Consider the following 17,151-nt stretch of genomic DNA (forward strand, 5'->3'; position numbering starts at 1 on the left):
AAGCTGCCTGCTATTAATTAAGTTTTCACTTAATTTATTTTAAATAAAAAATTTCACTCTTTCACATAACCACTTACCGCTATTTATTATCTATATCCTTTTCTCTTTTACCGAAATAATACATCAGAGCAACACTTGCACCTAATAGTCCAAACAGAATATTCTCGAAAATTTGATTCCCATTGATATTCACAATTTCAATGAAATTATTTATTAAATATTGCCACCAATTAATTTCATAATTCTGACTGCTAATCGTGAAAATTGTTATCCCCAAAGGTTGAAGGATAAAAACACCTATGGCAAACCCAATTAGTATGGTAATAAGAATATTCTTTTTATTCATCGTCTGTCTTTTACGGAAGTAAGCTTACTGGCTCTCAATCCAACTTTTGGCATCTTCCTTTTGGTCTATATTGAAATACTTAATTTCGGCGTTGGTAAAAGGCTTCATAAATTGGGTTATCCATTCTTGCCATTTTTTATCTCCTACCATTGCTATTTTTTCATAGTCTCTGGCGTGGGCCGTATCCATTTTGAGGTCTTCCCATAAACTAGGCAAGTCCCAACCCGTAAAATTGTCCATCTCAAAATACCAACGAACCTTCATCCCCTTGTCCAGTATAGCGTGGATAAGTGGATGGATTTTTTCGATGTCTTCTTTTCTCAATTTGCCCGAAGCTTTTGTTGCAACAATATTTTTTTCCTTTAACTCAATTATCTGTAACATTTTATATAGTTTTTAATTAATTATTATCCTTCTAAATCGTAAAACCATTCTTCAGCCATTACAATTGCTTTTTTGATGGCCTTTTCTTTTGAAAAGTCTTCCTTTTCGATTAATTCTTTCGCAATTTCAATTGCCTTTTTTCTTACCGATGGATTAAGGGTGTCAAGCTCTGCTCTAAATTCTTCAAATGTCCAGTCCATAAAAAATATATTAGTGGTTAAACAATTCCTTTTCCTTTTCGGGGTCTATATCTTTTTTTTCTCTTTTATCCAAAAAATAATCCAGCAAGATACCTACTACAATCGCTCCCACAAACGCGGCATAAACTTTCCAATCAAATTGTATGACCAAAGAGAGGCTTATGATTATCGCCAAAATTGGCAGTATCGGAACTTTCCCAACAGATAAAGGAACTTTAAAGGGCCTGTCTTTATCTGGTGCTCTGAAACGCAATACGATAAGGGCAATGTTCACGGCGACAAAGACGAGCAACGCACCCAATGACGACATTCCCGCTACGATTTTAATATCGCCCAATAGCATAAAACCCGCAACTGCCGCCATAACCACAATGGTAGTAACCCACGGCACTTTATGTGCATTGGTTTTGGTCATAAATTTCGGAAGTTCGCCCACGCTTGCCATTCCAAACAGCAGCCTGCTGATAGAGATAATACCGCTAAAGGCCGCATTGGCAGTAGCAAAAAGTGCTGCGACCGCCAATGTCACGGGCAACCAACTGTTGAGATTTGATGCCGCAAGTGAAAGTGGCGAATCTACTTTTGCCAGTTCTGACGGGTCGGCAATGTTAAGTACCGTAAAAGCTATGAGCAGATAGATAACGGTTGTAAAAACCATTGTCAGTAGAAAGGCACGAGGAATGGTCTTGCCAGGGTTTTTTACTTCAGAACCCAATGCAGCCATATGCTCAAAACCTGTATAGACAAAAAACAAGGTTGCGGTAGCCGCCAAAGTACCGGAAAAGGATTCAACTTTAAAAAATTCAGCCTTTGGCGGGCCAGTTTCTGCAAGCCCGACCACAATAAGAATGAACAATCCCAAAAGTTGTATGCTAACCATTATAATATTGGCAGTAGATGATTTCTTGATTCCCGTAATGCTTATCAATGAAAGAATTATCAATACGCCATAACTTATCAATAGGGAAGGCACACTAAAAAAAGTGTTGAAATAACCTGAAAAGGCCAGCAATACAGCGGCTATCGTGGCAGAACTGTGAAAGGCAATTGTCCAGCCAGTGAGAAAGGAAGGAATGTCAATTTTCGGAAACGCTTTGCGTACAAAAATGAATTCGGCACCTGCATTGGGATAGGTAGAGGATAACTCTGCATAAGACAATGCCGAAACGCTGGCAGCAATTGCAGCGAAAACAAAACTCAACCAAAGGTCGGTACCTGCTTGTCCAGCTGCTGCGCCTATGACAGTATATATTCCTGCACCCACGATAGTGCCTACTCCATAAAAGGTAAGGCGAATTGTTCCCAATGATTTTTTTAATTCTGCCATAATATTTTTTAAGTTAGAGAAGGTGGAAGAAACCTGAACCTGACCATTGGACCCAAGGGTTCAGAATTCTGAAACTTCCATCTAATATTTTTGCCTGCATTTTTCACATATTCCCTTTAATATCAGGTTCACATTTCTCACTTCATAATCGTCTGGCAAGCTTTCTTTCGATATCTTATTCGGTAAACAGATTGTTCTTCTGCAATCGGTACAATGAAAATGCAGATGTAAATCTATACCGTATTTATCTTTGGCGTTTTCATCAGAAATAGCATATTTTGCCACTCCGACCCCATCATTAATCTGATGAATCAGCCCTTTATCCTCGAAAATCTTGAGATTTCGATAAAATGTCGTTCTGTTTGCTGTTTTATTGGTTTCGCTCTTTTGAACAAAAGCCTTTTTCAAATCGGAAAAGGACACGGCACTTTGCTTCCTTTTCAGGAACTTGTATATCTTCAACCTCATTTGAGTAGGTCGAATACCGTGATTTAATAGTATCTTTTCCGTTTTAGTCATTGCAATATTAATTCAAAAGCAAACCCTTTTTTCAAAACATATATTTGATGCTATTTCTTATAAGCCAAAAGCCTTAACGCATTAAAAACCACAAGTAATGTTGAGCCTTCGTGGATGACCACTGCAATACCGATATTGGCCCAACCCATAATGGTCGATGGGATAAGCAATGCCACAATACCGAGGCTTACCCAAAGGTTTTGCTTGATAATTGCCTTTGCCTTCCTGCTCAAGCCTATGGCAAAGGGCAGGGTTTCCAATTTATCGGCCATTAGGGCAATGTCTGCAGTTTCCAAGGCCACATCACTGCCCGCTGCACCCATTGCGATACCTACTGTGCTGTTTGCCATTGCAGGGGCATCGTTCACACCGTCGCCTACCATTGCGACTTTGGATTCCTGTTCTTTTAATTTTTTAATGGCATCTACCTTTTCCTCTGGCAACAGGCTTCCCCAGGCATCGGTCAACCCAATTTCTTTAGCAACGGCATCGGCAACCTTTTGATTATCCCCGGTTAGCATTATCATCCGCTTGATACCGATTTCCTTTAATTTTTTCAGTGTTTCCTTGGCCGCTTCCCGTGGGGTGTCCATCAGGGCGATGATACCTATATATTCTTTGTTCCTTCTTATGAGCATCGTAGTATTTCCACCACCTTCAAGTTCTTTTACTTTATTCGATATATCTTCGGATGGTTTTGCTTCATCGAGGTCTTCGTACAAGTCAAGGTTTCCAATATAGATTTTATCCTTGCCCAAAGAAGCTTTGATACCTTTTCCGAGAACTGCTTCCAAATCTGACGCATCGATAATATCAGTACCTTTCAGACGCTCTTTCCCATCCCTTACGACGGCTTTGGCCAAAGGGTGGTCGCTCAAGTTTTCAACGGCAACGGCTATCTTTAACAGTTCATTTTCTTCAATATCCCCCAATGGTACTACTTCGGTAAGTTTGGGCTTGCCTTCGGTAAGCGTGCCTGTTTTATCAAAAGCCAAAGCGGTTATGACCCCTAAATCCTCAAGTGGTCGCCCACCTTTGATGAGCACGCCGCCACGTGCTGCCCTTGCCACACCGCTCAATACGGCACTTGGTGTTGAAATGGCCAGTGCACAGGGACTTGCAGCTACCAATACCGCCATTGCACGATAAAAGCTGGCACTAAACGGTTCGTCAATGACCAGAAAGGCAAAGAGTAGGATACCAACCAGTATCAGTACGGATGGCACAAAGTATTTTTCGAACTTATCGGTCAGCAGTTGCGTGGGGGACTTCTGGGTCTGTGCCTCGTTGACCAATTTGACCAGTCGGGACAGGGTAGAGTCTTTGGCTTCTTTGATTACCTTTATTTCCAGCGTGTTATTACCGTTGATAGTTCCGGCAAATACCCGATTTTCATCCTTGATATCATCGTCTGCCGAATAGTCCCTGCCTGTATCTTCCACGGGAAGTTTATCCACGGGTACACTTTCCCCAGTAATAGGGGCCTGGTTTACACTGCTTTTTCCGTTGACCACGACGCCATCTGCGGATATTTTACTATTGGGCTTGACCACTATAATATCGCCAATACTCAATTGCTCAATTCCAACTTCTTCGGTCTTGCCATCTTTTTTAAGCAATGCTGTTTTTGGTGCAAGGTCTGCAAGCGCAGCAATGCTTTTTCTTGCTTTGTTCATTGCGTAATGTTCCAAGGCGTGCCCAAGGCTAAATAAAAACAACAACAGTGCACCTTCTGCCCATTCTCCCAGAATGGCGGCACCAATGGCAGCGACCAGCATTAAAAAATCAATTTCAAAACCACCCTTGGCCACAGTTTGAACCGCTTCCTTGGCCGTAAAGAAACCACCGAAAAAGTACGCGCCAATGTACAAAGTAAGACTGACCCAATCCGGGATGGATTCCACATAAGAAAGCCCGAAACCTATCCCGAGAAGTGCCCCACAGATAATGGAAAAAATAAGCTCCGTATTTTTACCGAAAACCCCACCATGGGCGTGCTCTTCTCCTTCCTCGTGGGTCTCGCCCTCCTTGTGCTCGTGGCCCTCTGTGGAAGTTTGCTCTTTAGTATCTTCCTTCTTTGAACGTTCCTGTTTTTTTTTGGATGCTTCGGTGTAATTATTTTCGTTTGAAGAACTCCGCTGAACCTGAAGGTCTTCCTTTTCAATCTGTTTACTTATTTCATCAAAATTTGTTTGCTTTTTATCAAACTCAAGGCGCACCATTCCAGAGGCCGAAACGGAAGCCTCCAAAACCCCATTGATTGCCAAAAGACTTTTCTCTATGGAACGTGCCTGTCTTGTATGTCTGATTCCTTTTACCTCAATGAGCAAATGCCCATATTTTTCGGTAATCTCGGCACCTGTCTGTTCTGCGAGAGATTGAATGCGGTCTATGGAAATGATATCTGGGTCATAATGAAAACAGAGCTGTGGCGTGGTATCTTCCTTTGTATCGGTAACGTGTACTTTTTCGATACCCTCTTTGGCCTGTAGTTCTTGAATAAGCCTTTTAACACAAGTGTCTTTTTCGTTTGGAACTTGCGGTAGGATAACCGGGATTTTTAGTTGTAGTTTTTTCATTTTTCACTATTTTTTTTTAATCCATTCTTTGGCATCGTCTTTTTCTTCTGGCTTATAAAATTTTATATGAGCTTCTGAAAAAGGAAGCAATACCTCGGTAAATTGCTCCTGCCATTTAACGCTACCCACTAAAGCAACACGCTTTAAATGTGTTTCATTCGGAAGATTCAATTCAATGCCCTTCCAATAGGCACTTACCGTCCAGCCTTCAAAATTTTGCATTTCAATGTACCAGAACACTTCCTGATAGGCATTTATATGTTCTGTTAAGACCGGTATCAAGTTCTCATAATCCTTGGCATCCAGCTTGTTTTCAGCCACCATATATACCGTAGCTTCTTTTTTATAGATTGTTATCATTGCTCATTATTTATAAATGATGATTGAATTGAAAAACCAAACGTTTAATCCAGATTGTCGCTGCATTTTTCGCAAATACCCTTTACCACCAAGTTAATGTCCTCGGTAATGTAGCCATCAGGTAAGTTGATATGAGGGATTTTATGCTCTGTTAAACAGACAGTTTCATTACAATTGTTGCAATGAAAGTGTAAATGAAGGTCGTTGCCAACCTCGCACTCACAATTTTCTTCGCAAAGGGCGTATTTTATAACACCTGTCCCATCCTCAATTTGATGTACAATACCTTTTTCCTCAAACGCTTTCATAGTCCTAAATAGGGTGCTTCTTTCACTGACCTTAAAATCCTTTTCCAAATCGCCAAGACTGATGGCCACCTCTAATTCTGCCAAACGTTTGTAGGTCATTAGGCGCATTGCCGTAGGTCGTATTCCTTTGCTTTCCAGAAGTTGGACTATTTTTTCCATTTGCACTAAAATGTTTTATAGGTCGTACCGTTTTAAGGAATCTCCCGTTTTAATCTGAAAGGCATTCTCTATATTGGCTATGTATATGATACCATCTCCTGGTTCTTCAGTTTTACCATTTTTTAAAATTGTTTCAATGGCTGCTTGGGCTTCCTCATTTTGGCAGACCAGTTCCAGCTTAACCACTGGACTGTCTGTAACGTGAAAATCCAGCGACGGTCTTGCACCTTTTGATTTGAATGCACCAGTGCCTTCAGCTTGTGAAAGGGTCATACTTTTGAACCCATTATCAGATAGTGCTTCAATGACTCTTTGGATTCGGTTCGGTTTTATAAATGCTTTTATTTCCTTCATATTATGAATTTTTTAAATTTTTAATCGATTTTGAACCGAGCCTGTTTTCTAATTTTTAACAAACTAATTAAGACGATAAAACAAACTCGGAATCAAAACCTTTGGTTTTTCTTGAATTAATGGTCGTGTTCCAGTTCGCCTTTAACCATTTCAGAAGACAGGTTATAAGCTCCTTTGATGACCACTTTGGCATCCGTTGAAACTTCGGCAGGAAGATTGACTTCAACAAAGCCCAAATCAGTTAGTCCAACCGTTACGGGTACCATTTTAAATTTCATTTTGTTCGCTTCCATTGCTTCATCTTCATCCAAAATAAAAATAAAGGATTGCTCGCCTTCTTTTATAATGGCAGCTTCCGGTACTGCAAAACCTTTTTTCTCGCCCTGCACTATGCGTCCTTCCACGTACATACCCGGCAACAGGTTTTTATCCTTGTTCTCAATATCTGCCAAAACTTCCAATGCTTTTGGGTCAGTATTGAAGGTTTTGCCAACAGACCTAACGGTTGCCTTAAGCAGTTCGTCCGGACGAGAAGCCGTTGAAAAATATATCTGTTGCCCTTTCTTGATTTGCTTTATGTCCTTCTCATATACTTTGAAGTTGACATAAATCTTTGAATTATCGCTTATTGAGAACATTTTGGATTGTTGTGCCACATAATCGCCCAGACTAATCATTACTTCATCCACATAGCCACTTATGGGCGTGATAATGGGAACTGCGGAATATATTTGGCCTTCAGCCACCTTGTCCGGGTTGATGCCCAACAGTCTCAATTGGGAACGCAAACCATTGACGCTGGATGTTGTGGAACGAAATTTTGACTGCGCCATCTGAAATTCCTTGCCAGAAGAAACACCTTTATCATAAAGAGTCTGCTTACGCTCAAAATCCTGTTTCAAAAAGACCAGTTCATCATTTTTTTCCTGATAATCCTGTTGAATTGCAATGATATCTGGATGCTCAATATACGCAAGCACCTGTCCTTTGCTTACGTTATCTCCAGGTACAACTTTTATGGAACTCACATTTCCACCAACAAACGGACTGATGTTCGCCTTGTCCTGTGGGTAAAGTTCCAGCGTACCCGTTACCTTAATGTTGTTCCCTAAATTCCGTTCCTCCAGAGGTTTCATTTCCAAACCGATGGTTTCAGCCTGTTGCTTTGTAAGTTCTACAACGCCTTCTTCCTCACTATGGCCTCCTTCTTCTTCGTCGTGACCTTCTTCGCCGTGTGCATCTTCGCCACCTGCTTCGGTTTTTGATACGCCTTCAGCTTCGTTATGCCCAAGTTCAGATTTTTGGCCATCGTTACAACTCATAAACATAAGTGTAAATAATACGGTACTTACTAATAGTATATTCTTCATTTTTCTTCTTTATTATATTATAGATTACCCAACTGATATTGTACCTCAATAGATTGTTGGTTGTATTGATTGATGTATTCCAAATGTGTTTGCTTTATCCTGATGGCACTGTTAAGGATGGTTATATAGTTGACATAATCTATTTCGCCTTCCTTGGATGCCAATTCTGCGGTGGTTATTTGTTCTTCCGCCAAAAGCAATGCGCCTTCTTCATAATACTGCAATATTTTCCGCGTTTTTTCAAGGGATTTGAACAATTGCGACACCCTACTTTCGGTGGTTGCCTTTTGCTCCAAATATTGATTTTCTGCGACCATTGCATCTGCCTTGGCTGCCTTTACCCTTGATTTCTGCGGAAAAAACCACAACGGAATACTGATACCTGCCTGATAGGTATTAAAGCCTGAAACATCATCCACAACTTGCCGTCCGAACGATAAATTAAATTTCGGTAGGAATTGGGATTTTTCAACGCCCACATTTGCTTTACTTACTTCGGCGTTCTGCAACGCATATTGCAACATTGGGTTGTTTGTCACCGAGGTTGAATCCAACGTTGCCATAAAATCCAATGGCTCGTAAAAACCATCAACTGTTTCGATGGTTTCATCCGTTCCCAAATATTGTTTTAAGGCACGTTTGGCAATTTCAATATCGTCATAGGCTTGTTGTTTTAATACTTGTATTTGCTGATATTCCGAAGATGCTGCAATAAATTCCAATTTCCCGGTTTCCCCTGTTTCATAACGCAATTCAGCAGCCTCCCTAAAATTAATATAAACACTATCCAGCTGTTCTGCAAAACGCAACTGTGCCTTGTAATAATTAATTTGGTCATAGGCTTGCATCACATTGCGCACCAACTGTTGTTCATTGGCCACATAAAACTTTTCTCCCAAGGCAATACGCTCTTTGTAAAACTTCGATTTTGAAAATCCTGAAAGCAAATCAATGTTGCCCTGTTGCACACCAATGGTAGTCTGTACTCCGGGAAGATTATTGCCATATTCTTCCTTTCCCGTAAAAACTTGCGTACTGCCCAAGTCGAAACTTGTGCCTTTCATAGCCTGTTCACGTTCTATAAAGGCTTGACTTTCTTTAAGAGAAGGATAATTCTGTTTTGCCAAAGCGATGGCCTCATCCACGGTCAAGGTTTTTGGAATTGTTCCATCTGCATTGGTGTCTTGGGCAAAAGCAGTTCCAGAAGCCATCAAACCGCCAACCATCAATAATACGGTTACAATGTTAGTTGATTTGTTGACATAGCTTATAGCTCCATCGTTATTGTTTCGTTCTTTTCTCGATTCGAGCCAGTAATAAAGAATAGGAATAACCACCAAGGTCAGAAAGGTTGCCGTAAGCATTCCTCCAATCACTACTGTTGCCAATGGTCGTTGTACTTCGGCACCACCAGAGGTGGAAACCGCCATTGGGATAAAGCCCATAATTGTTGTAATGGCTGTCAATAAAATTGGACGTAAACGTTCGTGCGTAGCTTCGTATATACGTTTTTTTATATCTGTCATTCCACTGTCTTTTAGTTCATTGAATTTGTTTATAAGAATCAAGCCGTTTAATACGGCAACTCCGAAGAGTACGATAAACCCGACTCCCGCCGAAATACTGAAAGGCATTCCACGAATCCACAAAACGAAAACGCCACCTATGGCTGCCAAAGGTACCGCCATATAGATCATCAAGGCTTGTGAAAATGAATTCAAAGCAAAGTAAAGCAGAACAAATATTGTTATTAAAACGATTGGGACTACGATCATCAATCGGTCTGACGCACGTTGCAGGTTTTCAAATGACCCTCCGTAAGTAACATAATATCCCGGTGGCAGTTTCACTTCCGTTTCCAGTTTTTGCTGAATCTCCTCAACCATCGATTTTACATCTCGCCCACGAACATTGACACCAACCGAAATACGCCGCGAGGTATTGTCCCTTGAAATCTGCATTGGTCCTGGTTTGTAACTGATGTCCGCGACTTCCTTTAAAGGCACTTGCGCTCCGTTTGGCAAATCGATATACAAATTCTTAAGGCTGTTGATGTCTTGCCTAAAGTCTTCCGCCAAACGAATGACTACATCAAAGCGTTTTTCGCCCTCAAAAATCACACCTGCGGCTTCTCCTGAAAACGATGCACTCACATAATCATTCAGCTTGTCAACGGTTACTCCGTATTGAGCCATTTTTGCGCGGTTATACACCACGGTCATTTGGGGCAAACCACTTGTAGCCTCTACGTTAAGGTCTGCAGCACCCGGAACTTTCCGTATGACCGCAGCAATTTCCTGAACCTTATCTGCCAACACGTTTAAATCTTCTCCATATAATTTGATGGCTACGTCCTCACGAACGCCAGTCAGCAATTCATTAAATCGAAGTTCAACAGGTTGTGTAAACACAAAGTTTACACCAGGCACTACTGAAATTTTTTCTTGTATTTTTTCTATGAGCTCCTCCTTACTATCTGCGGAAGTCCATTTACTCTTGTCTTTTTCAAGAATAATGTAACTATCCGCAATATCCATAGGCATTGGGTCTGTTGGTATTTCGGCCACACCAATCCTTGAAACTACCGTTTTTACTTCTGGAAATTCATTGATTAAATTCTGAAGTTTTTTTGAAGCCTCAATAGATTCTGTAAGACTGCTCCCTGGTTTTATCAAGGCTTGAAAGGCAATATCGCCTTCATCAAATTTCGGGACAAATTCTGCTCCCATATTGCTAAATACAAATCCTGCAATTAATAGCAATGAAACCGCTCCTATAACCACACCAGCCCTAAAGCGAAGTGCAAAATTAAGTATGGGTAGATACGCGCGATTTAAAAAATCCATAATTTTATCGCTTATCCTATCCATCTGGTTTTCAAATTTGGCAAACCAACTATTTTGATTTTTAGCAGGTTTTAAAAATAAGGACGACATCATTGGTACGTAGGTAAGGCAAAGAATAATTGCCCCTAAAACGGCAAATCCAAAAGTGAATGCCATAGGTCGAAACATTTTTCCTTCTACACCTGTCAAAAACAGAATCGGTGTGAAAACAATGAGTACGATTAATTGACCGAAAAAGGCAGAATTCATCATTTTACTTGCAGAATCGTAGGTTATTTCATCCATCTCGGATTGTCCTATGATAGCCTTGGATTTTTTCATCCGTTGATGTATGTGGAAAACCGTACCCTCAACTATAATTACCGCACCGTCAACAATAATCCCAAAATCAATTGCACCCAATGACATCAGGTTTGCCCAAATGCCAAATTGTTTCATCAAAATAAATGCAAATAATAAGCACAAAGGGATTATCGAAGCAGCTATCAATCCTCCACGGAAGCTCCCCAAAAGCAAGACCAAAACAAATATAACAATAAGCGCTCCTTCTATTAGGTTTGTTTTTACGGTACTTGTGGTTCTTCCTATCAATTCACTTCGACTTAAAAACGTATCTATGTAAACGCCTTCCGGTAAGGATTTTTGGATTTCTACAATGCGCTTTTCAACATTTTCTATAACGTTACTTGGACTTTCGCCTTTCAGCATCAGTATTTGTCCACCAACAGATTCGTGGCCATCTTGGGTAAACGCACCATATCGCACCTGATTCCCATAGCCCACTTTTTCAGCGACATCCCGCACTAAAACAGGGCTTCCGTTTTGTGTGGTTACAACGGTGTTTTCCAAATCTTCAATGCTACGCGCCAAACCTTCTCCGCGAATGAAATTTGCTTGGTGGTTTTTCTCGATATAAGCACCACCTGTATTGGCATTGTTCACTTTCAGGGCTTCAAAAACCTGATTCATTGTAATGCCAAAACTTTTTAATTTATCAGGATTTATGGCCACTTCATATTGTTTCACATACCCTCCAAAAGCATTGACCTCGACGACTCCGGGGACTAATGCCATTTGTCGTTTTACAATCCAATCCTGTATGGTACGAAGCTCCATAGCATCGTATTTATCTTCGTAGCCTTCTTTTACTTTTAGGGTGTATTGGTAGATTTCGCCCAGACCCGTAGTTATTGGTGCCATAAATGGTGTGCCGAAGCCTTCGGGGATTTCTCCAGCAACTTCGGTTAATTTCTCCTGCACCAATTGCCGGGGAAGATAAGTACCTGCCTCGTCCTTAAAAACAATGGTAACCACAGAAAGACCAAAACGGGAAACGGAACGCAGCTCGATAACGTCAGGAAGGTTTGCCATTGCCAATTCTACCGGATAGGTAACAAATTGCTCAATGTCTTCAGTACCTAAATTTGGGGCAACTGTAATAACCTGTACTTGGTTGTTGGTAATATCGGGTACAGAACCCAGATTTATAGTGGCCATAGACCAAATGCCCGTACCTACAAGTGCCACTATAAAGAGCCCAATAATAAACTTGTTATTAATGGAAAATGAAATGATTTTGTTAATCATAGAAAAAGTATTAATTCAGTTTAAACATCGCAATGCAAAGAGATGCAATGCGTTTATGATGCGATACTTACTTTTAAAAGCATCACGGTAGGATATAGCTATCCTAAAAAAACTGAATTATACTTTAGGGGGTTGGAAAAGCGATTCCAGATATCTGGAAGTGAAGTTTACTTTATGTAAGTTAAACTGTTTTTTCTCTTCAAACTTTAGTCGATTGGTTAAAGCCGAATTGTTGTTCGCAATAATTAATACTAAAGGGTGACAACATTGATGATGGGAATGGACTGGTGTATTCTCCTTATCTGGGTTATTATGATGCCCTTCATTTTTTGCATCATTGTCAATGTAATCTTCAACTACATATTCAAGGAAAGAGTCTCCATAAACTTTATGGTCTTGATAATGGGTAATAATGCTTGAAATTTCTTTAATTGGTCCACAAAAGTCCATATCAATGCTAATTCCCTGAAAAAAGAATAAAATTGACATTGATATGGAAAAGAATATTTTCATAAATTTTGACAAAGATACAAATTAATCGATGCACAGGTTGTGCAAAGATTATTCAGATGTTAGCAACAATATTTATTTTCTTGAATTGGTGGACAAGGAACTGTTCCATAAGAACAAAACACACAACAATCTCCATCATAAGGCTTCAAGACTGTTTTACAATTCTCACACTCGTAAAAGAATTGACAAGCGTTTGTTGGCATCTCTTCTACTTTTTTGTGTCCGCAGTTTGGACAGGTAATCTCTGATTTTAATTGAATTTTCATCAAATCTCATCTAATGACTTACGGTTTTTATTAGTACTTTTTTTAAATTCCGAAGGGGTCATTCCTGTTAGCTTTTTAAACTGATTGCTTAAATAAGCGACGCTACTGTAATTCATTCTTAGGCTATTTCACTCAAGGTTAATTCATCATAAACTATTAGTTCCTTGACACGTTCAATTTTTTGGTTGATGATATATTGCTCAAACGTGATGCTTTCTACTGACGAGAATAGGGAACTTAAATATTTGTAATCCAAATTAAGTTCACCACTTATAATATCTGCCCATTTTAAATCGGTTTCGTCGTTGGAATGATGTATTTTCTCAACAACCAAAGTTTTCATTTGCTCAATAAGTTGACTTTTACGGTCGTCAATCAAACTAAAGCCAGAATTTTGAAGAGCTTTGGAAAGATTATTTTTGGTTTTGGCATTCAATGTTGAAAGTAATTTGACCTCCCCCAATTTTATAGAAACATACGGTATTTCAAGAAGTTCCAAAGTATTGGATACTGCCGAAATACATCTCGGGCAGACCATATTTTTGATATGGATAATCTCATTCATAGTGTACTTGTTTCATAATAATGTTAATGTCGCGGCACTATATTCTCTATTTGTTTGTTTAGGGTCCATCGTTGCTCTTTTTTTGTTGGCCCACCAATAAGGCCCCATTCATCCCCCTGCTTTGTTGGTTAAGATAATAAACCAAACCTATGGCAAACAAAACAACCATTCCAGCAATTATGAATGGATAATAAAAACTACCTGCTAGCATCCAAGTTCCTAAAATGGGACCTAAAATCTGACCAATACTATTGGTTGAACTTTGTATGGATATATTTCTGCCTGTATTGTTCTTTGATAGTAATGAAACTGCTGATAATAAATTAGGTGTTACCATAGCAACACCAGTGGCAAAAACAATGATTAATCCATATACCATAAATTCATTATTTAAAAATGGAAAAACAATCAAGGATAATCCAGATATGAACAATCCTAGCGCTATTTGTTTTTTTGTGGATAGAACTTTCTCTCCGTAAGTTGCGAAAACAGGCTGTAGAACAGCCATTATTGCGCCACATAGCATAAAACCTATACCGATTTGATTACTGTTAAATGCCAATTCATCTTTACCATAGATTGAAAAGACAGTTTCAAACAAGGTGACTGCAAATTGAATGACAAAAGATAATAACAGTAATACGATAAAATATTTAGTAAATGTGAATCGCAAGCTCACTTTTTGTGTTGTAAACTTAGGAACACGAGCAGTGTTTTTAAGCCATTTCGTCACAACAAACAAGACAATCAACCCGAGTAGGGAGGCGAATAAAAAGGGAACTGAAAATCGGTCTAAATGTAGCAGACCTATAGTATATTTTATATGAATATCGGTCTGGGACAGAAAGCTTCCAATGGCAGGGCCAAAAATAACCCCAGAGCTAATGGCAACGCCTGACCAGGCCATTATTTTTGTTCTCCGTTTTTCAGAAGTAATGTCGCTTAAATATGCGTTGCTAACTGGAATAACTGCTGATGTGAAAATACCACCAAAAATTCGAGCAACATAAAGCATTGTTAGAGATGTGGCAAGACCAGTGAGCAATTGCATAATTACAAAACCGATTAGTCCACAAATGATTATAGGTTTTCGACCATATTTATCTGAAAGCTTTCCCCAAACCACTACGAATAGTAATTGAAAAAATGGATAGATGCTCGTAAGCAATCCAATATGGAAGTTGATAAGGTCGGTGTCGAGATTGCCCTTTATTGCTAGCCTTTCGGTATAGTAAGGAAGGGTTGGCAATAATATACCATAGCCCAACATCACTACAAATAAACTCAACAGAATTAAAAATATCCTGTTGAGTTTTTCTTTTCTTTCCATTTATTTTTTACCGATTTTTCGCTTTAATAATTGCGCATTAATGGCCACTATAATTGTACTCAAACTCATAAATACAGCTCCTACCGCAGGTCCTAAAACAAATCCTGAAGAATACAGAACTCCAGCGGCTAATGGTATTGCAACAACGTTATAACCCGTTGCCCATATTAAGTTCTGTATCATTTTATTGTAGGTAGCCTTTCCAAATAAAATTAAGTTCGCAATATCCTGTGGATTACTGTTTACCAAAATAATGTCTGCTGTTTCTGCTGCCACATCGGTTCCCGAACCTACGGCAATACCCACGTTTGCTTGTGCCAAAGCGGGTGCATCATTAACGCCATCTCCCGTCATAGCCACAAATTCTCCTTTACCTTGCAATTCTTTTACGATTTCCACTTTTTGGTGTGGCAATACTTCGGCATAATATCCATCCAATCCAAGTTTATCGCTTACGGCTTTGGCGGTTTTTTCGTTATCGCCAGTTGCCATCAAGACTTTTATGTTGTTCTCTTTAAAGACCCTTATGGCTTCGGCAGATTCAGGTCTTATTTCATCAGCAAGAGCAATGTATCCTGCTAACGCACCTTCAATTAACACAAATACGACTGTTTCGGCAGCGTCACTATACGCATCTTCAGGAATGGTGATTTTTTCATCCCTCAAATAACCAGGGCTCACTACTTTCACCTGCTTGCCTTCTACATTTGCCTCTACACCTTTTCCTGTAATCGCATTAAAGTTTTCAGGATTGGGAATAGCAACCTTATCTTCCTTAACCCTTTTTATAATACCAACGGCAATAGGATGTTCCGAGCTTTGCTCCAAGGCACTTGCAAGTCTTAATACTTCATCTGATGTATATTTTTTATCTACCGATTCAATTCGGGTAACGCCAAAATCCCCTTTAGTCAATGTTCCTGTTTTGTCAAAGAGCAGAGTGGATATTTTGCGTGATTCCTCAAATGCGGTTCTATTACGAATCAATAGCCCATTTTGAGCAGATACTGCGGTAGAAATCGCAACTACAAGTGGAATGGCAAGGCCAAGTGCGTGTGGACAAGCGATGACCATAACGGTAACCATTCTTTCTAATGCATAAACGAAAGGGAACCCTAGAATTAACCAAACTGCCAACGTACCAAATCCTATAGACAAGGCAATATAAGTCAACCACTTTGCTGCTCTATCCGATAGATTTTGCATTTTGGACTTGGTCTTTTGTGCTTCCTCAACCATTGTGATAACCTTGTTGAGATAACTGTCTTTTCCTGTATGTACCACTTTTACCTTTATGCTGCCATTGCCGTTTACAGAACCTCCAATTACTTTATCCTTTTCTTCTTTTTTTACTGGTTTTGATTCTCCTGTTAGCATTGATTCATTCAAGTAACTGGAACCTTCAACAATGATTCCATCAGCTGGAACTTTCTCGCCAGGCTTTACTAAAATCACATCGCCTTTTAACAAATCTTCCAAAGGAATGTCTTCTACGGTATCATCCTTTACTCTATGCGCTTCAGCGGGCATCATACTTACTAAAAGTTGTAAAGCTTTGGAAGCACCCAAAACACTTTTCATTTCTATCCAATGTCCCAATAGCATTATAGCAATTAGTGTAGAAAGTTCCCAGAAAAAATCCTCTCCACGTAAGCCAAAAACTGTCGCGGTGCTATAAAAGTAGGCAACACTTATAGCCATAGAAATTAGGGTCATCATTCCTGGTGCACCTTTTTTTACTTCAGACCAAAATCCTGTTAAAAATGGCCAACCACCGTAAAAATAAACTACGGATGAAAGTGCAAAAAGGATATATTGGTTTCCGGGAAGCAAAAACTCATATCCAAAAAAGTCCTGAATCATCGGCGAGAAGAACAGTATGGGAATAGTAAGTACAAGGGTTACCCAAAACCGTTTCCTAAAATCGGCAATCATCATCTTATGATGGTCGTGGCCTGCCATACCCATTGGTATGCTTCCGTGGTCGTGTTTCATCTTTGAATGGTCCATTTTACTGTGGTCCATCTTGCTATGGTCGTCCGATTTTGGGTCTTCCATTTTTGAGTGGTCCATCTTTGAGTGGTCCATTTTTGAATGGTCGATGTTATCTTCATTCATTTTAGAATGGTCCATCTTCG

Annotated in this window: 15 protein-coding genes and 1 pseudogene; all 16 read right to left on the reverse strand. The window is 39.7% G+C overall.

Annotated features, from left to right (window positions below):
• Positions 1-79: 79 nt before the first annotated feature.
• The 16 genes and pseudogenes from K8089_RS06980 to K8089_RS07055 all read right to left on the reverse strand — a co-directional run bounded on the left by K8089_RS06980 (position 80) and on the right by K8089_RS07055 (position 17,131).
• Positions 80-346 carry a hypothetical protein gene (locus K8089_RS06980; protein WP_110473888.1) on the reverse strand — a complete coding sequence of 89 codons (267 nt, stop codon included), beginning with the start codon at positions 344-346 and terminating at the stop codon, positions 80-82.
• A 24-nt stretch (positions 347-370) separates the two neighbouring features.
• Positions 371-730 carry a SpoIIAA family protein gene (locus tag K8089_RS06985; RefSeq protein ID WP_045079533.1) on the reverse strand — a complete coding sequence of 120 codons (360 nt, stop codon included), beginning with the start codon at positions 728-730 and terminating at the stop codon, positions 371-373.
• Positions 731-753: 23 nt separating this feature from the next.
• Positions 754-930 carry a hypothetical protein gene (locus tag K8089_RS06990; protein ID WP_165586669.1) on the reverse strand — a complete coding sequence of 59 codons (177 nt, stop codon included), beginning with the start codon at positions 928-930 and terminating at the stop codon, positions 754-756.
• Positions 931-940: 10 nt separating this feature from the next.
• A complete protein-coding gene (locus tag K8089_RS06995; RefSeq protein WP_237602569.1) occupies positions 941-2,257 on the reverse strand; it encodes an APC family permease in 1,317 nt (438 codons plus the stop codon).
• 81 nt (positions 2,258-2,338) lie between these two features.
• Entirely contained in the window at positions 2,339-2,776 is a 438-nt protein-coding gene (locus K8089_RS07000) for a Fur family transcriptional regulator (RefSeq protein WP_045079535.1), read from the reverse strand.
• Between the two features lie 50 nt (positions 2,777-2,826).
• Positions 2,827-5,355: a heavy metal translocating P-type ATPase gene (locus K8089_RS07005; RefSeq protein ID WP_237602570.1), complete on the reverse strand. Its 2,529-nt coding sequence runs from the start codon at positions 5,353-5,355 to the stop codon at positions 2,827-2,829.
• A gap of 6 nt (positions 5,356-5,361) precedes the next feature.
• On the reverse strand, positions 5,362-5,715 hold the full coding sequence (locus tag K8089_RS07010; RefSeq protein ID WP_153267950.1) for a SpoIIAA family protein: 354 nt from the start codon (positions 5,713-5,715) through the stop codon (positions 5,362-5,364).
• Positions 5,716-5,759: 44 nt separating this feature from the next.
• A complete protein-coding gene (locus K8089_RS07015; RefSeq protein ID WP_073217630.1) occupies positions 5,760-6,182 on the reverse strand; it encodes a Fur family transcriptional regulator in 423 nt (140 codons plus the stop codon).
• Between the two features lie 15 nt (positions 6,183-6,197).
• Positions 6,198-6,536, reverse strand: coding sequence for a P-II family nitrogen regulator (locus tag K8089_RS07020; RefSeq protein ID WP_237602571.1), 339 nt, complete (start codon positions 6,534-6,536; stop codon positions 6,198-6,200).
• Between the two features lie 116 nt (positions 6,537-6,652).
• A complete protein-coding gene (locus K8089_RS07025; RefSeq protein WP_110473894.1) occupies positions 6,653-7,906 on the reverse strand; it encodes an efflux RND transporter periplasmic adaptor subunit in 1,254 nt (417 codons plus the stop codon).
• A 17-nt stretch (positions 7,907-7,923) separates the two neighbouring features.
• Positions 7,924-12,339 carry a CusA/CzcA family heavy metal efflux RND transporter gene (locus K8089_RS07030; RefSeq protein ID WP_237602572.1) on the reverse strand — a complete coding sequence of 1,472 codons (4,416 nt, stop codon included), beginning with the start codon at positions 12,337-12,339 and terminating at the stop codon, positions 7,924-7,926.
• 117 nt (positions 12,340-12,456) lie between these two features.
• The gene (locus K8089_RS07035) at positions 12,457-12,852 is read right to left on the reverse strand and encodes a hypothetical protein (RefSeq protein WP_226789943.1); all 396 of its coding nucleotides are present in this window, start codon (positions 12,850-12,852) and stop codon (positions 12,457-12,459) included.
• A 59-nt stretch (positions 12,853-12,911) separates the two neighbouring features.
• Positions 12,912-13,118 carry a GDCCVxC domain-containing (seleno)protein gene (locus K8089_RS07040; protein WP_084709024.1) on the reverse strand — a complete coding sequence of 69 codons (207 nt, stop codon included), beginning with the start codon at positions 13,116-13,118 and terminating at the stop codon, positions 12,912-12,914.
• Positions 13,118-13,683 (reverse strand): annotated as a pseudogene (locus K8089_RS07045) (helix-turn-helix domain-containing protein). Before K8089_RS07045 ends, K8089_RS07040 begins: the two are co-directional and overlap by 1 nt.
• Before the next feature lie 58 nt (positions 13,684-13,741).
• The gene (locus K8089_RS07050; RefSeq protein ID WP_237602573.1) at positions 13,742-15,013 is read right to left on the reverse strand and encodes an MFS transporter; all 1,272 of its coding nucleotides are present in this window, start codon (positions 15,011-15,013) and stop codon (positions 13,742-13,744) included.
• Positions 15,014-17,131, reverse strand: coding sequence for a copper-translocating P-type ATPase (locus K8089_RS07055; RefSeq protein WP_456237143.1), 2,118 nt, complete (start codon positions 17,129-17,131; stop codon positions 15,014-15,016).
• Between the last annotated feature and the right edge of the window lie 20 nt (positions 17,132-17,151).

Source organism: Aequorivita vitellina, from assembly GCF_022008365.1.
Taxonomy (GTDB): domain Bacteria; phylum Bacteroidota; class Bacteroidia; order Flavobacteriales; family Flavobacteriaceae; genus Aequorivita; species Aequorivita vitellina.